This window comes from Pseudomonas cichorii, from assembly GCF_003700275.1.
Classification (GTDB): domain Bacteria; phylum Pseudomonadota; class Gammaproteobacteria; order Pseudomonadales; family Pseudomonadaceae; genus Aquipseudomonas; species Aquipseudomonas cichorii_B.
Map to the genome: position 1 here is coordinate 1 of NZ_RBRE01000083.1, position 17282 is coordinate 17282.

The window sequence follows — 17282 nt, forward strand, 5'->3', positions numbered from 1 at the left end:
AAACAGCGAGCCTTAATAGCAAAAGTTAGCCAACGCACGAGAGAGTTCATATTAAGCAAACTAAACTACCACCCCGAGCACTACACTTTAATTATCAAGATGCATAGCGCTTTCTGGAATCCACCCTCATACCGTTCAAAATATCTTCCAGAACAAAAATTATATATAAAATCAGTTACAATAAGCCTTTCCACATTATCACTCTAAAAAGCTACAACGCCTGTTATTTTATTGTACACACAGGCTCACTGATCGCTCCATCCTTAATTTTAAACTTACATACACCAACCTGTTCTTTATCTTGACTTAGAGAAAGAAGTTTTAAGGTGAGATCCAGCTCGTCACTTGAAAAGTCTCCTTTTTCCAACCATACCTCAGTATAATCCGAAGTAAAATTTCTTCCTGATAGACTACAAAACTCCTTGGTGTCATTCGCAATGCCGTCTCCACCAGGCTGAGTATCTGGACACTCACACACGGACTGCCTAGCACTTGATAGTAACGGATCAGTTTTCCAGAAATCAAAGCGGTGTCAGCTTTGCATATATTTACAATGACTCTTTATTATTTTGCGCAAATGCATAACCTGAAAGAAAAAACCAAACATATTATAAACCTCACTATTCACTCCTATTAAATTACTGTAGTACATGGCCCCTAGCTCTAAATCAATAGCCCGTCGATCTGAAGCTCCTAAATCACTGATGACACATCAACCCACTTTATCAAATAGTTCTCACTCTTCATTTTGTACGATGCCTTTAAAAAACCAGCTTTATAGTCTAAAATTTCTGAAATAACACAGCATGGGGAAGAATTAATTTTTACAGGTTACGGCCGCTTGAGCACAGGTACAAATTGGAAATACATTAAACCCTCTCACTCTTCACTCATTTTTAAATTATCAAAAAGAGAGCAGAGCTATTTCTGCTCCCATTATTTCCTGCTATAACAAAATCACTTACTACTGCCCCCTTCGGACCTAGATAAATATTTATTTGCGGCTTTAGGTGTCAAATAATTTTGCGCTTTCAAATTAAATATTAAAGCAGGAGTAACGCAACCAGGCGCTAACACCCACTCATCCGGAATATCTTTCTCTAACGCCTCAGAGATCTTAGTTAATGAATCCCCGCCTTGATCAGCCACACAGTTACCATAAATATTGCCAAATAATTTCTCAGCATTATCATTATTTTCTAAAAGTGACTGATAACTTAATGAGGCCATTGGAAGAGCTGGACGTTGATAAAACGTCCCTGACAAGGAAATTTTATCAGCAGAAGCAATAGCCTCCTCTCTTGAGAAGAAGAACTGACCGTCTTTAAAGCTACCTATAATGTTTCTATCGTAACAAACACCTTTAGAAGGACTGCAAAAACGATACCGGAGCGAGATATTACGATCAACAACTGAAAGTCCTTGAAAGATTTCTAGCCCTCCACTATTTTTTATAGTTTTGGGAACCAAGGTTTCATTCTTTAAAATTTCCTTACCTTTGGAAATCACACTAAAAGTATAAAACTCGCGACCTTCATCCGTAAGTTTTATCTGATCTACGCCCCCACCACCTGTCACATCCTGATTTATTATTACATATTCTGCAGCGTGAGCCCCACACACAGAAAAACTAAAAAATGCCACTATCATTTTTTTATTGAAATATTTTTTCATTTGTCCAAATCCTAGTAAATTGGGCTCGTCTATCGCCATAGCTATCGGTATGGCGGTTAATTTTAGCGGTAATAGCATTAACAAACTCCGCGGCCTCACCCTTATCGGCTATTTCGTAAAGCTTGTTTTTTAGCCAGAAAAAAACAGCTGATCTAGCAGCATATTTTGGCTCTTCAAGCAGATCTGGGTTGCTTACAAAATCAGTATTTTCTCCCGGCCAAATCTCAGGATAAAGACTTGTAAACTGGGTGTAATTATATCGCCCAGTCAGTTGCTTGAGTCCACGCCCTCTGTACTTCCAACCATCCCCACTTGCAATATTACCGTTACCTAAATCAGTAACACCTGAAACTCCGTTATATGCCCTATTGGCAATTTCCACTTGATTGGCAGATTGTATACCAGGCTTATATCCGTACAAATCTGCCTCTTCAGGTCGAGCACTGAAATAGGAAAACTTTGTCAATTTTTCAGGTCGATAGCTTAACGATTCGACAAGAGCATATCCATCACCAACTTCAATTCGTACTTGTGCAAAAAAATGACTCAGCCTAAGAGGAGTATCCAGCTTATATTCTGCCAATCTCGGATTAAGCTCATCTACCAACTGTTGTAATTTAGAGCTATCCCCTGTAGTAAATACCTTTTTCAGCATTGCTAGAGTTAACTTCACACCTACTCCAGCCATTAAATTACATACAAAGCTAATAGGATGAAAATGCTTAACTACTCCTCCCCCATCTCCAATTTTCGCATTGCCAGTCAGGTCATCCCAAAAAATCAATTTATCAATTCTTTCTTTTTCGTGCTTCAATACAGCAGGAGAGTCTTCTAACAACTCACTCAAACGAGACCACTTAGGAGCATCTGATTTCGACTTCCATTCCGTTGGATGATCTGCAATCAATTTCGACCAATGTTCTCTGAACTCCAAATTCTTCAAGGCGATAGGAAGGTCTTCCGCCGTTACCTTGCCGTCGTTATTTCCAAGTTTATCCAAATCGCTATAGATTGCCTTAAAAAAATCAGGCATATCATCAATATCCAAAAACCCGTCAGATGTTTGATTGGTTTCTTTTACGATCTTAAACCCCAACAACTCCCAGTCATGCTGACTTATAAGCTTTGCTGACTCTTTCTTCAGCAAACCCGTTTTACTTTCTCCATTATCGACAACAGTAATTTCATACCAATCAACGGCATCCTTAAAAGCCACCGCTTTTCTTAATTCAACAAAATGCTCCTTGGACAACACCACTGTATCTGTTTGCGGGGCTTTTTTGCTCAATATAGTAGCCGCCGGCAAATGAATATATTGTTTACCGTCTTTCAACCCAGCTTGATTTTTTAGAAAAATCTCAACCTCAGAATCTGCTGAAAATATCTCAACATGAACCTGATATTTGCTCGAAACACCGCCATTAGGCCCAGAAATATTCTCATTAAGCCCAAGATAACCTATTGGATCTCCAGCCTTGATTGCCGTGCCCATAGGAACGACTTCATCAAATACTGAAGGTATAAGATCTTGCCATTTAACAAATAGATTGGGAGAGACATCCTCTACGCACGCCCAGAAGGAGGAAGGTACAGGAACAGTGTGCTCTTTCAGCCCCGTAACGGGACCTGAAGTGCTGGGCACAAATGTGCACTCTGCCATGCGCAGGGTTTTATCTCCCAGTCTGAGATTGAGAACTTTACCGCTGTCAAACTCAATCGTACTGTTTGTGCATAAAACCAGGGCTTTGGTCGCTCCTTGAGCCGTAGGGGCGCTGATCGGTACTCCGGACTCGGCACCCTGAGTCAGGGATGCCGGGGGCTGACGAAGGGTGAGGCCGCTTCCTGCGACGACTGCTCTCACCTTGCCTTTCCAGTAACCTGGCCGGGTTCTTTCTGGAGGAACGACTGCATTCCAGCTAGGGGCACCGCCAGTTCTAGGATATGGCGCACCATTCTGTTTGTAGGCAAACCAGAACTCTTGCCCTTCGGTACGACCACCGACAGCACCTTTTATCAGCTTACCTTTGGCATGAATCTGGTCGGCATGCTCTTCCAGGATCTCAATTTCAGCGCCTGCTGAAATAGCGCCGTACTCCACGCAGTTTGGAGCATCCTTGATGTCACTTCGCGCCTTGAAGCCACTTGCGATCATGCTGATACGTGGTGCTGGTATTTCATCCGGTGATGCAGCATACCGATCATACGGCAGCAGGTGCATATACAAGCTGTAGAAGTTGAGCTTGTTCTGCTTGCCTTTATTAGGCCCCTCATCCGGGTTTGGAGGGGATTTGTATTCGTGCCGCACCAGGCAGAAGGAGTTGGAATACTTCAGCTTCTTTTCGTTATCGCCAAACGTGGATTCCAGATAATCCTGATTCAGGCGATACGCGACCACCTCACCATCGGCCATGCAGCGGATGGGCTCGTTCGACACGCACTGTGGTGCGCTTTTGTCAGAAATATGGATACCGCCGTGCCAGAACTTGTTGCTGCCCAGAAGATAGTGACCGGAAGCTTCACCTTCCAGCGCCTTGTAGATTTCGTCCGCATCAGTGAACTGCTTACCGTCCGCCTTGCGGAACGGGTACTGGAAGTTCAACAAGGGAGCAGGCCCGGCAGGTGCTGGAGTCGGCGCTGGTGCTGGGGCCGGAGCAGGTGCTGGCGTGCCCCCTGTTCTGAACTCTTCCTTTGCTCTCAGGAATTTCGTCGGGACTGGCCAATAGTAACTAAGAGGCGGTCTTGGACCAAAAACCGCAGTAGCATTACCACTACTCTGGGCGCCGAAAAAGTGTCCAGCCTGGGTCACAGGGTTATAGTCTTCAACAATACCGGTATGAAATAGCGCTGCACCACCACGAACAGGAGCTATGTTGATCCAGAGCGCAATATCGCCCTTTTTCACATCCTGCGGTAAAACGGTCGTGTAATAGGTCGAGTTATTCATCACTCGAGTATCTTCATACGGAATACTGTAACCAGCGCCTGTCAGCAGCAGGTTGACCATATGAGAACAATCAATCGCCTTTTTCCCCTGAAAGAGGGTGGAGCCATTGCCACCCATCTTATAAATATAATCGCCGCCGGTGTATCTGCTTTTTAAATCAAGTGGTTCTGTCATTTCTACATCCTGCGAATTAATAGCAATGGCTGGCTGTTGTGCGGTCAGCCGCCTGCGCCTTCAGACGTTGCACATTAGTAGCGGCGGTTTGATTACCTTTATCGGCGGCTAGACGATAACAAGCCATCGCTCTAGGTACGTCTTTAGTCCCCAATTTCCCTTCTTCAAAGACATAACCCAGGTAATTGATCGAATCGACAGAACCCATGGATGCAGCTCGAACAAGCTCCTTTTCTGCCAGATCGGGATGTTGGCATACACCGTTGGCTGCAATGTCATTGCCGTAGCAGTAAAACGTCGACAGGCTCGCAGCCCCATCGGCAAGGGTCGTTGCAGCCGCTTTTAAAAGCGCCTCGACCTTTGCGGTCTCCAACTGCGGAGCCATGCCCGAAAGACTCAAACTTGCAGCATCTAGGCTGGCTTCAGGATCACCCGAAGCGGCAGCGCATAGATAGTTTTCCAGGGTGGCTTCAAACAATTCGGCAGTAAGCGGGTACTGCTCTGCCCCTGCGAGCCCGGAGTAAGCCTCAGCACGTTGATAGCAGTAATTTTCAGTACGACTCATGCCTGCTTTTTTTTCGGCTGAGAGGTTATTTTCACTGATCGACCAGTCTTCCATTCCCCCAAGCACCCAGCACGCCTGGCGAGTAAAGTTGAAGATTTTGATATGGCTGTTACCGGCACGCTTATCAATGACATTGACGTGGGTGTCGTCCACGCTCTCAATGACAACGCCTTCAGTTTTATCCGAAGCCATCGGTGCCATCAGAGGAAAAGCCAGGTCTGTACTCTTCACCTGAATAGTCTGAGGCTCAAATTGATCAGGCTGTGCCGCAGGTTTCAGAACCAAAGTCGTTACCGTACTTGCCGTGAAGCGCTGCTGCACTTGCGGAGCAGTAGAAAACGCCGTGAGGAAGGTGGTGAACTCCTCGGATGGGCACTCATATGCACTGGCGGTGCCATGAAAAAGGCTGAGTCCTGACGCTGCAAAAAACATTGCAGCCAGTAGGCGTCTTTTCTTCAACACACGATTCATATCAATCACTCGGAAAACACAAAAAAAGCCTTCGGCTTAACTTTCTCAGGCGGTGTATTCACCGGCGCCTGATCCATCAGACTCCCCGCCTTGTCCTTGTCCGCCGCACCCGGCAGCGTCGGCGGCTTGATGCCGATGCCGGTTCCGCTACCTGCCGAACCTCCGGCGTTCACCTTGACCACCGGGCCGATCATCGTGATGCCGCCGGCATCCAGCTTGACGAAGCTGCCAGCCGCTTTCATGGTCAGTTCCATTCCGGCTTCGATGACGATCTTGTCGCCCGCCTTGAGGTGGATTTCGTTGCCTGCCGAGGTGAGCAGCGCGGTGCCCAGCCTGACGTGCTGGTTCTGGCCGACGGTCAGGTGATCTTCCAGTTTCACTTCGGTCTTGCGGTCGGCGAAGGTGATGCGGTGTTCTTCGGCCTTGAGTTCGGTGTAGGTATTCTTCTCTACCGTGTCGTGACGTTCGTTGCCGATACGGATTTTCTGGTCATGTTCGATGTTTTCATCCCAGTCGCGCTGGGCGTGGATGAAGATCTGTTCTGCGCCTTTCTTGTCTTCGATGCGCAGTTCGTTGTAGCCGCCGCCCCCCGGGGAACTGAGGGTCTTGAATACGGTGCGGGTCTTGTTGGCCGGCAGCGCGTAGGGAACCTGGTTTTCCTTGTGGTACAGGCAGCCGCTGACCATTGGCTGGTCGGGATCGCCTTCAAAGAAGCTCACCAGCACTTCCATGCCGATGCGCGGGATGGCGATGGCGCCGTAGCCGTCGCCAGCCCAGCCAGAGGAGACGCGCAGCCAGCAACTGGTCTTGTCGTCGGCCAGGCCTTCGCGGTCCCAGTGGAATTGCACTTTCACCCGGCCGTACTGGTCGCAGTGAATCTCTTCGCCTTTGGGACCGGTGACCATTGCAGTCTGGCTACCGAGCACGCGGGGTTTGCTGTGCTCCAGCGCCGGGCGGTAGAAGACGTTCCACGGCGTGGCGAGGAAGCGGTTGCGGTAACCCTGGTGGAAGTCGTCCTTGTTGTCGGTAGTGTCGCTGGTCACCGACTCTTCGAGTACTTGCGGCTGTTTGCCTTCGTGGAAGATTTCCGTCAGCAGCCACAGGTCGTTCCACTCGGTACGCGGATGCTCGGAGATTTCCAGAAAGTGGCCGCTGTTGAGGGTAGTCTGGTCGCCCCAGCCTTCGACTTGCTGATAGTCGGCACGGTGGCGTTCCAGTGCGCGCTGGCTGAGAAACTTGCCGCGGGCGCGATCCAGGAAGCGGCCTGGATAGTCGTAGTCTTCCAGATCCGGTTCGCTGCTTTCGTCGGCTGGCTTGTAGGCGGCTTCGAGTTGCAGGTTAGGCTTTTCAAAGTCGTAGTCGCGCCGGGTGACGCGGCTGGTACGGGTTTCCAGGCGCAGCTTGAAGCCCTTGATGACCGGCTCGTCGGCGACCATGCCGCTGCCCTGCACGTAGGCCGTGGGCTGGCCGAGCTTGGGGAAGACGGTCTGGTCGTCGCCAAACACCAACAGGTGAGCGTCTTCACTGTGCTGGAAGTGGTAGTGAATACCCTCTTCCTCGCACAGGCGCTGGACAAAGTGCAGGTCGGTTTCGTCGTACTGCACGCAGTACTCACGATCCGGGCATGGCTGGCTGAGCTGGAAGCTGTAGCCGTTGCTCTTGATACCGTGCTCTTCGAGGATCAACGCGATGATTTTCGGCGCCGACATCTGCTGGTAGATGCGCTGGTTGGTGCGGTGATGCAGGTACTGCAACTGCGGCACCAGCGACACGGTATAGCGACTCAAACGCTTGCCGGCATCGCCCTGGGCGACGAGGTAAATCTGCCCGTGGATGCCGCTGCCCTGTGGATCGAACGCCAGGAACGCCTGCTTGTGCAGGAGCTGCTCCAGGTCCAGATCAGGGTTTTCGCTGACCAGTTCCAGGTCGAAACGATAGGGCTGGCTGATGCCTTCGGTACCCGTGAACGCCAACACTTGCAGATCGCCCGTGTAGTCCTGGACGGTCAGGCTGAAGTGCGTTTCGTTAGAAGGGTTGAACATTGTTTGCTCCCTGTTCGGTAGTCATCCGTTACGCCCCTGCCTCAAGCGTTGCAGCCAGGACGAAGTGGTGGCAAAAGTGTCACGCAATTGTCGGGCGGTGATCGCTCGATCTCCGACCTCGAAAGCCAGCGCGGCGCGCAAGGCGGGCCAGCAGTGTTTCGGTAAATTCCGCGGAGCTTGCAGCTCACGCTCAAGACGCTCATCGCGGGCCTGGGTCGAGGGCAGGCGGCGGAACGGATGTTTGCCTCCCGCCAGCTCATAGATCACACAGGCCACGCCATAGACATCGGCACTGGCCGACAGCGGCTGGCCTTCCAGCAGTTCCGGGGCGGCATAGCCTGGGGTCCAGGCGTTGAAACGGGCGCGGCTCAGGTGCGGCAGGCCGGTGAGAATGCCCTCTTCTGCCTGACCAAGGCCAAAGTCGAACAGGCGCACGCCGTCTTCGCTGAGCATCACGTTGCTCGGTTTCATATCACCATGCAGCACGCCGCGAGCATGGGCGTAGGCCAGTGCGTCGAGCAGCGGCAGCACGATGTCGCGCAATTCTTTCCACGGCAGGCCCAGAGGCCGCTCGCAGAGCAGTTTGTCCAGCGTCAGGCCACGCATGAGTTCCATGGTGATGAAGGCCCGCTGGCAATCGGTGTCCACGTCAAAGCTGTGCAAGCGCAGCACGTTGTCGTGGCGCAGGCGTCGGGTCAGGGCGAACTCGCTGTAGAGCAAGGCACTGGCATCCGGCGACTCGGCAAATTCTTCGCTGAGGATTTTCAGCGCAATGTAAGGATCGGGATCGCCGAACTGTTCGCTCAGCAAGTCCCGTGCACGGTAGACCAAGCCCATGCCACCGGCACCGAGCAGACGCTCGATGCGGTAACGGCCTGCCAGCACTTCGGGCATTTCACCGATGCTGGCCCTGGTCGGCGCCAGCGCGGCTTCAGCCTTGTGCGACTTGGCAAACGCAAAGTAGGTCAGGTTGTTGTCCTGCTCTTCGTTCACCAGCAGGTCGTCGATCGGTCGCACGAATTCAGTCATTGGCGGATTACCACGGCAGTCAGGTTATCCCGGGCCGAACCACGCAGCGCGCCATCGAACAGACGCTCCAGTGCAACCTGCGGTGCACTCAGGCTCAAGGCATTGCCGAGTGCGTCGCTGCTCAGGCCTTGATACAAGCCATCGCTGCACAGCAGGAATGCATCGCCGGGGTACACCTCAAGCTCCAGCACATCCAGGGTCAACTGCTCGGCAGCGCCGATGGCGCGTGTCAGGGCATGCGAACCGGGATGGGCCTTGGCCTGCTCAACGCTCATCTGTTGTTCGTCGATCAGTTGCTGTTGCAGCGAATGGTCCTTGGACAGCTGATACAAACGCTGGCCGCGCCACAGGTAGCAACGGCTGTCGCCCGCCCAGATACAGGCGGCACGATTGCCTTCCATCAGCAGCGCCACCACGGTACTGCCCATGATGCTGTCGTGGTGCCCGGCAGTGACGGTCAACTCCTGGCCCAGGCGGCGGTTGAGCCAGTGCAGGCACTGACGAATGCCTTTGAGGCGTTCGTCGAAATCATCCTGCGCCGGCAGTTCCGCCAGGCTGGCGACGATCAACTGACTGGCGATATCGCCACCCTGATGACCGCCCATACCGTCCGCGACCACCCACAGCCCATGCTGTGGGGAGTCCAGAAAAGCATCCTCGTTGCGCGCCCGAACCTTGCCGGCATCGGTACGCGCAGCGCTGCGCCAGGGACTGGCTACCAGCATCAGAGTTGCACCGGCATGCGGAAGGAGCGCAGCACGCTCATGTCGAACGGGTTCGGCGTGCGCTGGCTGGTCAGCAAGTAGTTGGCGCGCAGGCCACCCACGTCAGCCTTGAGCACCAGTACATCGCGACCTGTCAGGTATTCGGTCTGCATCAGGTCGAACAGACGGAACAACGACCATGGGCCAGTGTTTTTCTCGATGCCCAGCGGACGACCGGCCATGCGGTCGAGGACCAGGCTGGTGCGACCGTCTTCGGCATCGGTCGGCCACTTGAACGACACCGGCACGATCGGGCCATGACGGTATTCGATGGTCTTGTCGCCCAGCTTGAACTCGGAGCGGCTGACCGCCGGATCGAGCGTGTATGGCTCCAGCTTGAACTGCACTTGCGGCTCGGCCGGGTTATCGGCGAAGAAGCTCTTGCGGATCACCAGCGCGGAGGCCATCTGGTCGAGGTAGACCTTGGATACCGGCAGGCTGTGGCCATCGATGCTGCGCATGCGGTAGCTGCCCGGATCGCCACTGACGAATGGACGCATGTAGTTGTCGAAGAAACGGTCGGCGATGCCCTGAGCCTTGAAGAACTCGCGGAAGTCACTGATCGCCACGTCGCTCGGGCTGTGGGCGTTGAACGGATAGCGCTTGTTGATCGCATTGCCGTAGAAGCTGTACAGCTCGTTCTGGTAGCGCTGGTTCAGGTACTGATAGGCATCGCCGAGCACCAGGCGCCAGCTGTCTTCAGCCAGCACGTTGAACCACACGCCCACCGGACGCGGCAGACGGCCGGATGCGGTGCGCAAGTTGCTCAGCGCATCGCGCTGGCCGCTCATGCGGGTCTTGGCCATTTCAAACGCGGCTTGCTCCGGCGCGCTGGCACGCGCCAGGCTGGCCATCTGCATTTGCAGCTCGTTGAGAGCGGTCAGGGCCGGGGTCAGCTCGGCAGTCGGACCGTTATTGTCATCCAGCAAGCGGTGCAACGGCTCGAAGCGGCTTTGCAGGGATTTCCTCGCGGTGTCCGGCAACTGTTTCGCCAGGGCGTCAGACGCCTTGCCTGCAGCACCAGCCGCCAGTTTGCCGAGATTGCCGCCCTTGTCTGCCAGTTGCCCGGCAGCATCGGCGGCCTGCTCGGCAGTGTCAGCGACTACCGGGAAGCGAGTGTTCTCACGCACTTCCACCAACAGTTGCAGAACCGGCGAGTTGGCCGAAATCAGGCCAGCCAGTTGCGCCGCGCCTTCGCCAAAATCGTTGATTGCCGGCAGCTCGACCTGACCTACCGCTTCACTCCAGTAGTTGGCGTAGTCACGGAAATACAATTGCTCCAGTTCCACCATCAGGCGACGCAAATCCATACCGCTCAGGCCAGTGCCTTCGCCCAGGACCCAGTTGTCGTTGAGGATATTGCTGACCAGCATCGAACCCTGCACCGAGAAGTACTGCTGATAACCCTGCTGGGTGTAGAACCCGGGAATCACATAGTCGGTGCCGACAAACAGCGAGCCCTGTGGGCCGAGGTGCTGGCTCAAGCGGTATTCCGGCAGATTACGGGCCTGCTCGCGCAGCATCCGGTAAACCACGTTGGCCAGCGACTCGCTGCGCAGGATCTGCCGCGCCTGAGCCACCAACTGATCGTTGAGCGGATAGACGAACGGCTGCTTGAGCAGGCGCTCGAAGTGGCTGTTCAAACCGTTCTGCACAGCGGTGTTGCCGGTATAGCGCTGCGACCATTCGGTAGCGACCCAGTCCTTGAGCCATGGCGCGTCACGGCGCTCCTTCATGTTCAGCATCAGGTACGCGCGCAGGCTGTTGAGCAGGCGCTCGCGGTCCTTGGTGTTGGCACGAATCTGCCCTTCCAGCAGGCTTGCAACCCGCGGCAGCAACTGTCCTTCAAGCTCGCGCTCGTAAGCCTCTGCAACCACCGGATTGACGTCTTCGCCCTGATACAGACCGACACGCTCGTGATAGCCGACGTCGCCTTTGTGCGGGAAGACCTGAGTCGCCGCGTAGCTGGTGTCGAGGATCTTGAGCGCCGCCATGGAGTCATCGCGAGCGGTCAGGGCGGAGCGCTGCTGGGTCCAGTTATGGGCCAGGTTGCGCAGGTTTTCCAGGCGTTCGTAGTTGGCCGAGAAACCACCGGCCCACAACACGCCGAACAGCGCCAGCGCTGCCAGTGCGCCGACATACAGGGCACGCTGGCCCCAATGGATGCGGCTACGCTCGCGCTTGTCCAGACCGGCCAGATCGGCCTCGGGGAAGATGACCCGGCTGAGCAAGTGGTGAATGAAGCGCGAACGGCCACTGCGCAGGGTCGGCAACATGCCGGAACTCATGCCCAGGTTGGCGCCGATGCCAGCAGTGCTGGCGTCCATTTCTTCAGTCAGGTGCGGTGCGCTGGTCAGGTAGAAACCGCGCAACTGGCTGACACGCTGATAGCGGTTGCCGGTGAACGCCATGTCGACGAACAGGCACAGACGCTCGCCGATCTGCCCCAGTTGATGCGGGAAGTCGAGAATGCGACCACGGCGCTGAGTGTCGCGCTCCTGGTGCATGCGCATGATCACCTGGCTGTTGAGGCGACGCAGAAGCTCTTCAAACTCGCTGCGCAGCACGGCCACATCGGTGCCGCTCTGCTCTTTGCGGAAGCTGGTGCCGAGCACCTGATCGCTTTCCTCGCGGGTCAGTTGATCAAAGAACTCGTCGAAGCCCAACAGGCTGTCAGCCTTGCTCAGGACCAGATAAACCGGCACGTCGACATGCAGTTTCTGATGCACATCCTGCAGGCGCGCACGCACCTGACGGGCCAGGGTTTCGAGGTGCTGTTCACTGCCGCCCACCAGGGTTTCCACCGGAATGGTCACCAGCACGCCGTTCAACGGGCGATTGCGGCGACGCTTGCGCAGCAGGTCGAGCAAGGTGCTCCAGGCACTGCCGTCGACTTCCGCATCCGGCTGGGTCAGGTAACGGCCAGCGGTGTCGATCAGGACGCCGTGGTCGGCGAAGTACCAGTCGCAATGGCGGGTGCCGAGGGTGTCGCGGGTCAGTTTGCGTTCGATCTTGTTGATCGGAAACTCAAGGCCCGAGAAATCCAGCAGGCTGGTCTTGCCACTGCCCTGCGGACCGATCAGCAGGTACCACGGCAAGTCACTGCGCCAGCGCTCGCTACGGCCGCGATACAGGCTCGACGTCTTCAGGGTTTTCAGTGCGTCCTTGAAACGCGTCTTCAACTCTTTCTGTTCTTCGTCGATCTGCTCTTCGCGGCGGATACGTTCCTGGCCGTCTTCGCTATCTTCGATGGCTTTCTTGCGCACACCGGCGCGCCAGCTGACGAAAACCATCGTCAGGCCCCAGATCAGGAACAGCACGCTGATGGTCAGCAAGCGCGAGGTCGAGCTTTCCCAGAACTTGTAATCATCTACCGCCAGCAACGGCCCGACGAACCACACCAGCAGTGCCAAAAACAGCACCAACAGCAGTGTCCAGACCCAGGTCTTGAGCAGGAATGCCCCGACTTTCTTGAAAAAATTCTTCATCATACGTCCCTGTTCACGGCTGCGACTGCAGCTGGACCGCGGCTGGGTCAAACGGTTGATAAGGTTGCAGAACGGTTTCGCGTTGCTCGCCAAGTACCCAGGCAAAGCCGGAGTACATCACCACCAGGCAGACGAGGGTAAACAACACCACCATCCACGTCGGCACGATGCGCACCAGGCTGCGGCGCTGATCGTTCAGGCCTTCCCAGTGCGGCGACAGCTCACGTGGCACGTCGCCGCGCAATTGACGGATCTGGCGATACAAGGCATCGCGGATGCCTTCGAGTTCGAGCATGCCGCGCGCCTGTACCCGGTACTTGCCTTCAAAGCCCAGGGACAGGCACAGGTACATCAGTTCCAGCATCGGCAGGTGCTTGACCGGGTTTTTCGACAGCCGATCGAGCAGCTGGAAAAACTTCTCGCCACCGAAGGTTTCGTTGTGGAAGCTGCTGAGCAGGCTCATCTGCGACCATTCGCTTTCGTTGCCCCAGGGCGTGGTCACGACGGCTTCGTCGACCACGGTGCACAGCACGTAACGGGCCGCCATGACCTGGCTGCTTTCGGCGCCGTTGTGCAGGGCGCGCACTTCAAACAGTTTCAGCCCGGCAGTCAGGCGCTCGTTGAGCGCGTACATGTCTTCGCGGGTGTCGCTGTGCTTGAGCCGCACCACTTCCGACAACAGCTCGGAACCTGCTGCCACCAGCGAGTTGAGGCTGATGTTGAAGGCTTCGGCCGGGCGCAGGCGCGCCGCGTAGATCATGCGCTCTTCCAGTTGCTCGAAACGTGGCGGCGCAGCGAAGTCGGTCAGCGGGCTCGATGCCGGGCCCTGGCCTTGACGGTCGAGCAGGACGGTTTTGTCGTCCTGGTTGTATTCCGTGTCCTTGATCATGTCAGTCAGTTCCTGATGGCCCAGAATTTCAGTTCAAGTTCGGCGAATTCGCCGGACACGTGGAACGCGAAGCCGCCGGAGCGCTCGAGTTGCGCCAGGTCTTCGGAACTGAGTTCGAGGATGAAATAGGTTTTGTTGGAGTGGAACGCGATCTGCCGCGGGGCCACCGGCAACGGTTTGACCTTGATGCCGGGCAGATGCAGGTTGACCAGTTGGCGAATGCGCTCCACCGGGCCGACCTTGAGGTGTGCCGGCAAGCGATGGCGCAGCTCTTCGGAGTCGCAGTTGGCGCTGGCCGCCAGTACGAACGAGGCCGAACCCAACAGTTTGTGATCGTGCAGCGGCGAGACGATGATGCCGTACTGACGCGCTTGCAGAATCAACTCGATGGCGTGCTGTTCCAGCACCATCGACAACACCTGACGGATTGCTTCCATCAGTTTGCGGAAGCTCGCACCCTGGTCGCTGTGCTGATAGCGACTGTCCAGGCGCGGGCGCTTGCTGTCGCTGGAGAAGGTCGCCAGATCGCCGAGCATGGTCAGCAACGTGCGGTACAGCTCTTCCGGGTGCACCTGCTCCAGACCGAGGTAGTGACGCAGCAGCAGTTCGGTGCGGTTGATCAGTTGCAGCATCATGAAGTCACCGACTTCAGCGCCACCGACCTTGCCGTTGGAACGGATCCGGTCGGCGATGGTGTCGCCCCGGTGGCTGAGCATGCTGATGACTTCCTTGAGGCACGACAGCAGGTAACTCGAAGCGTGGGCCTGGATGTAGGTCGGCACGAAATCCGGGTCAAGGCTGATCACACCATCCGGCGTGGTGTCGAGCACTTCGCAGATCTTCAGCTTCACGTACGCCTGGTCGCTCTGCTGCTCGCCCAACAGCAGCTTGAAGTCGGGACGACCACAGCTGACCTGGCTGGACGAATCGTCGCCGGCGTTGGAGTCGGCCACTTCCGCGTCGTACGCGGTGTAGCGCGCCAGCACGTCGGATTGCTCCGGACGGCGCGACTCGATGTGGTTACCTGTGACCAGCGGCAGCGCCAGATAGATCGGCGTATTACCGGTGTTGGGCGGCACATCGAGCGCCAGCGGCTCGGTATTGCCACCCAGCTCGAACAGGCTGCCGTCGGGCAGAATCCCCGAAGCCTGGCTGACCACCAGTTTGCCCATGTTGAGGAACTGCAGGTCGATTTCCAGATTGAGAAAGCCCCAGGTGTAGCTGCCCAGCAACTGGGTACGGGTTTTCATCTGGTGGTCGTAGTAACGATCGTTGTGCTGGAAGTGCTGCGGGCGCAGCAACATGCCTTCCTGCCAAATGACTTTATGGGAATTCATGATCAGTCATCTGCCTTGGCGAGCGCTGCATGGGTATTGCGAATGCCGTTCTGATCGAGGGTCAGGTCGGCGTTGGTAAGCTCCAGCGGGGCAACCTGCACCGTGTAGCGCCATTTGCTGTCCGGCAGGTCACGGTAGGCCGCGAGGACGCCAACGTAACGGCTGCCTTCCTGCACGCTGAGCTTGAGCTCGACGGTTTCACCCGGGCGCAGCTCCAGTTCCTCGCTTGCCACCATGTCCGGAGCCAGGGACTCCTTGGCGCTCTCGTAGAGGCTGAAGAAATCAGCGTTCTCGAACGCTACCGGGTGCTTGAGCTCGAACAGACGCACCACCACCGGCGATGGACGCCCATTGAGGTCCGGGTTCAATTGATCGCTGGCGGTCAGCTTCAGATTGAGCTTGGTGATATGGGAGTACGGCGACAGCGTCGAGCAACCGGCCAGCAGCACCAGAGCGGTCAGCGCAGCCAGCGTTTTAATAAAAGCAGTCGAACGGCGAGACATGCGCATCATCCTTGGTGGTCGGTGTGGAGGGTTGAAATCAGGCGAATCTGTTCTTCATAGGCCTGGGCGAAGTCACGGGCCAGCAAGCGTTCGCTCCAGTCATCATCCTGGCGCAGCGCCTGGTGATAACGGCCAAAGGCTCTCCAGCGGCTGCCGGAAGTGGCCAGCAACGGTTTGTTATCGCGCTCGAAACGCAAGGTGAGCTGTTGCGGCGAGAAGTGTTCCAGAGTGCCGCGAACGGCCGCACGGCTGGCGGTCAGCAAGGCCACCTGATGCGCCTGCAAGTCGCGGAACGCTCGGGATACAGCCTGCTCGCCCGGCAACTGGCCCGGCTTGCTCGGCTGCAACAGAATGCCCAGTGCTTCACCGGCATCGACGGCGAATTTCAGCGGATTTTTCTGCGTGCCTTGCACGGTGGTCTGTGCCAGACGCAACTCGTTTTTCAGCTCGCTGCGAGTGCGCAGGCTCTGCTGCAAGCCACCGACGCTTTGCCTGAGCAGACGCGCGGCGTTCAACGCCAGCGCCTCTTTGGCATCGTGGTCGAGGCCTTTGAGGTCCACGCCCAGCGCAGCACCGAACTTGTCCCAGAAACCCTCAGCCTGACGCTCGACCGGCGGCGGTGCCGGAGCAGGTGCAGGTTCTGCGGGAACCTCGATCAGTTCCGGCACCAGCAGGCTTTCCATGTCGATGCGCGCATAGTCGGCGCGCTGGCGGCCATCATCGGCAACCGCACGCGGGGAAATCAGCTCGTCGATTTCCGAGTAGACGCGCTCCTGCTGATCCATGGCGTTCAGCGGATCGAGGTCCAGGAACGCATCGTCGGGAATGATGCTGCCTGCAGCCTGCGGACGGCCCACTTCCACGTCGAAATTCGCCGGGTCGCGAACCAGCCGTGCACGAATCTCGAAATCACCCAGCACGTACACGCTGCCGTGTTCGATGCGTACGGCTTCACCCTTGCGCAGGCGTCCGCCGGTCGAGTTGTCCTGGATACCGTTGCTGCTGGTATCGGTCAGGAAAAACGTGCCCTCGCGGTAGCTGATCATCGCGTGATGATTGGACAGATGCCGCTTGCGGTCCGGAATGATCCAGTCGCAGTCCTCGCCACGGCCAATCACGCCACCAGCCTGTTTGAAGGTCTTCTGGCACAACTCCGTAGGCACGAACTGCTTGGTGTTCAGCATTTCGAAAACCAGTTCCATAGATGATGCTCCTTGCGGTCACTTGCCGCGATTGACCGCCTGCGGATCACCCAATGGGCGATAGGTGTTGTCGTTGAATTTGTAATTGCCGCTGCAGCCGCCAAGGCCGCAAAGAACGACAAGAGTCAGCAGGACGGCTTGCCAGTGACGAACAGACATCAGAGGGTCTCCAGAAGTAAGTACAAAGCGCGAAGCCTTGC

Annotated in this window: 12 protein-coding genes; all 12 read right to left on the reverse strand. The window is 55.8% G+C overall.

Going from position 1 to position 17282, the window contains the following annotated elements; genetic code table 11:
- Positions 1-957 precede the first annotated feature (957 nt).
- From ALQ04_RS26790 to ALQ04_RS20780, 12 genes are read right to left on the reverse strand one after another with little or no spacing between them, the layout of a single operon-like run.
- Positions 958-1674: a hypothetical protein gene (locus ALQ04_RS26790; RefSeq protein ID WP_147466618.1), complete on the reverse strand. Its 717-nt coding sequence runs from the start codon at positions 1672-1674 to the stop codon at positions 958-960.
- Positions 1655-4792, reverse strand: a complete 3138-nt coding sequence (locus ALQ04_RS20730) for a hypothetical protein (protein WP_259645057.1) — start codon at positions 4790-4792, stop codon at positions 1655-1657. Before ALQ04_RS20730 ends, ALQ04_RS26790 begins: the two co-directional genes overlap by 20 nt.
- Before the next feature lie 16 nt (positions 4793-4808).
- Positions 4809-5828, reverse strand: a complete 1020-nt coding sequence (locus ALQ04_RS20735) for a tetratricopeptide repeat protein (RefSeq protein ID WP_122317612.1) — start codon at positions 5826-5828, stop codon at positions 4809-4811.
- Positions 5829-5833: 5 nt separating this feature from the next.
- Positions 5834-7870, reverse strand: coding sequence for a type VI secretion system tip protein VgrG (gene tssI / locus ALQ04_RS20740; RefSeq protein WP_122317613.1), 2037 nt, complete (start codon positions 7868-7870; stop codon positions 5834-5836).
- Positions 7871-7891: 21 nt separating this feature from the next.
- A complete protein-coding gene (locus ALQ04_RS20745) occupies positions 7892-8899 on the reverse strand; it encodes a serine/threonine-protein kinase (RefSeq protein WP_183142237.1) in 1008 nt (335 codons plus the stop codon).
- On the reverse strand, positions 8896-9624 hold the full coding sequence (locus tag ALQ04_RS20750; RefSeq protein ID WP_122317614.1) for a PP2C family serine/threonine-protein phosphatase: 729 nt from the start codon (positions 9622-9624) through the stop codon (positions 8896-8898). The genes ALQ04_RS20745 and ALQ04_RS20750 overlap by 4 nt, the downstream gene beginning before the upstream one ends.
- Complete coding sequence (gene tssM / locus ALQ04_RS20755) at positions 9624-13151, reverse strand: type VI secretion system membrane subunit TssM (protein ID WP_183142238.1); 3528 nt, start codon at positions 13149-13151, stop codon at positions 9624-9626. Before tssM ends, ALQ04_RS20750 begins: the two co-directional genes overlap by 1 nt.
- Before the next feature lie 13 nt (positions 13152-13164).
- Positions 13165-14040, reverse strand: a complete 876-nt coding sequence (icmH, locus tag ALQ04_RS20760; RefSeq protein ID WP_122317616.1) for a type IVB secretion system protein IcmH/DotU — start codon at positions 14038-14040, stop codon at positions 13165-13167.
- 5 nt (positions 14041-14045) lie between these two features.
- Positions 14046-15377 carry a type VI secretion system baseplate subunit TssK gene (tssK, locus tag ALQ04_RS20765; protein ID WP_122317617.1) on the reverse strand — a complete coding sequence of 444 codons (1332 nt, stop codon included), beginning with the start codon at positions 15375-15377 and terminating at the stop codon, positions 14046-14048.
- A 2-nt stretch (positions 15378-15379) separates the two neighbouring features.
- On the reverse strand, positions 15380-15880 hold the full coding sequence (tssJ, locus tag ALQ04_RS20770) for a type VI secretion system lipoprotein TssJ (protein ID WP_122317618.1): 501 nt from the start codon (positions 15878-15880) through the stop codon (positions 15380-15382).
- 5 nt (positions 15881-15885) lie between these two features.
- On the reverse strand, positions 15886-17082 hold the full coding sequence (gene tagH / locus ALQ04_RS20775) for a type VI secretion system-associated FHA domain protein TagH (protein WP_122317619.1): 1197 nt from the start codon (positions 17080-17082) through the stop codon (positions 15886-15888).
- A gap of 18 nt (positions 17083-17100) precedes the next feature.
- Positions 17101-17241, reverse strand: coding sequence for a hypothetical protein (locus ALQ04_RS20780; protein WP_008030659.1), 141 nt, complete (start codon positions 17239-17241; stop codon positions 17101-17103).
- Positions 17242-17282 lie beyond the last annotated feature (41 nt).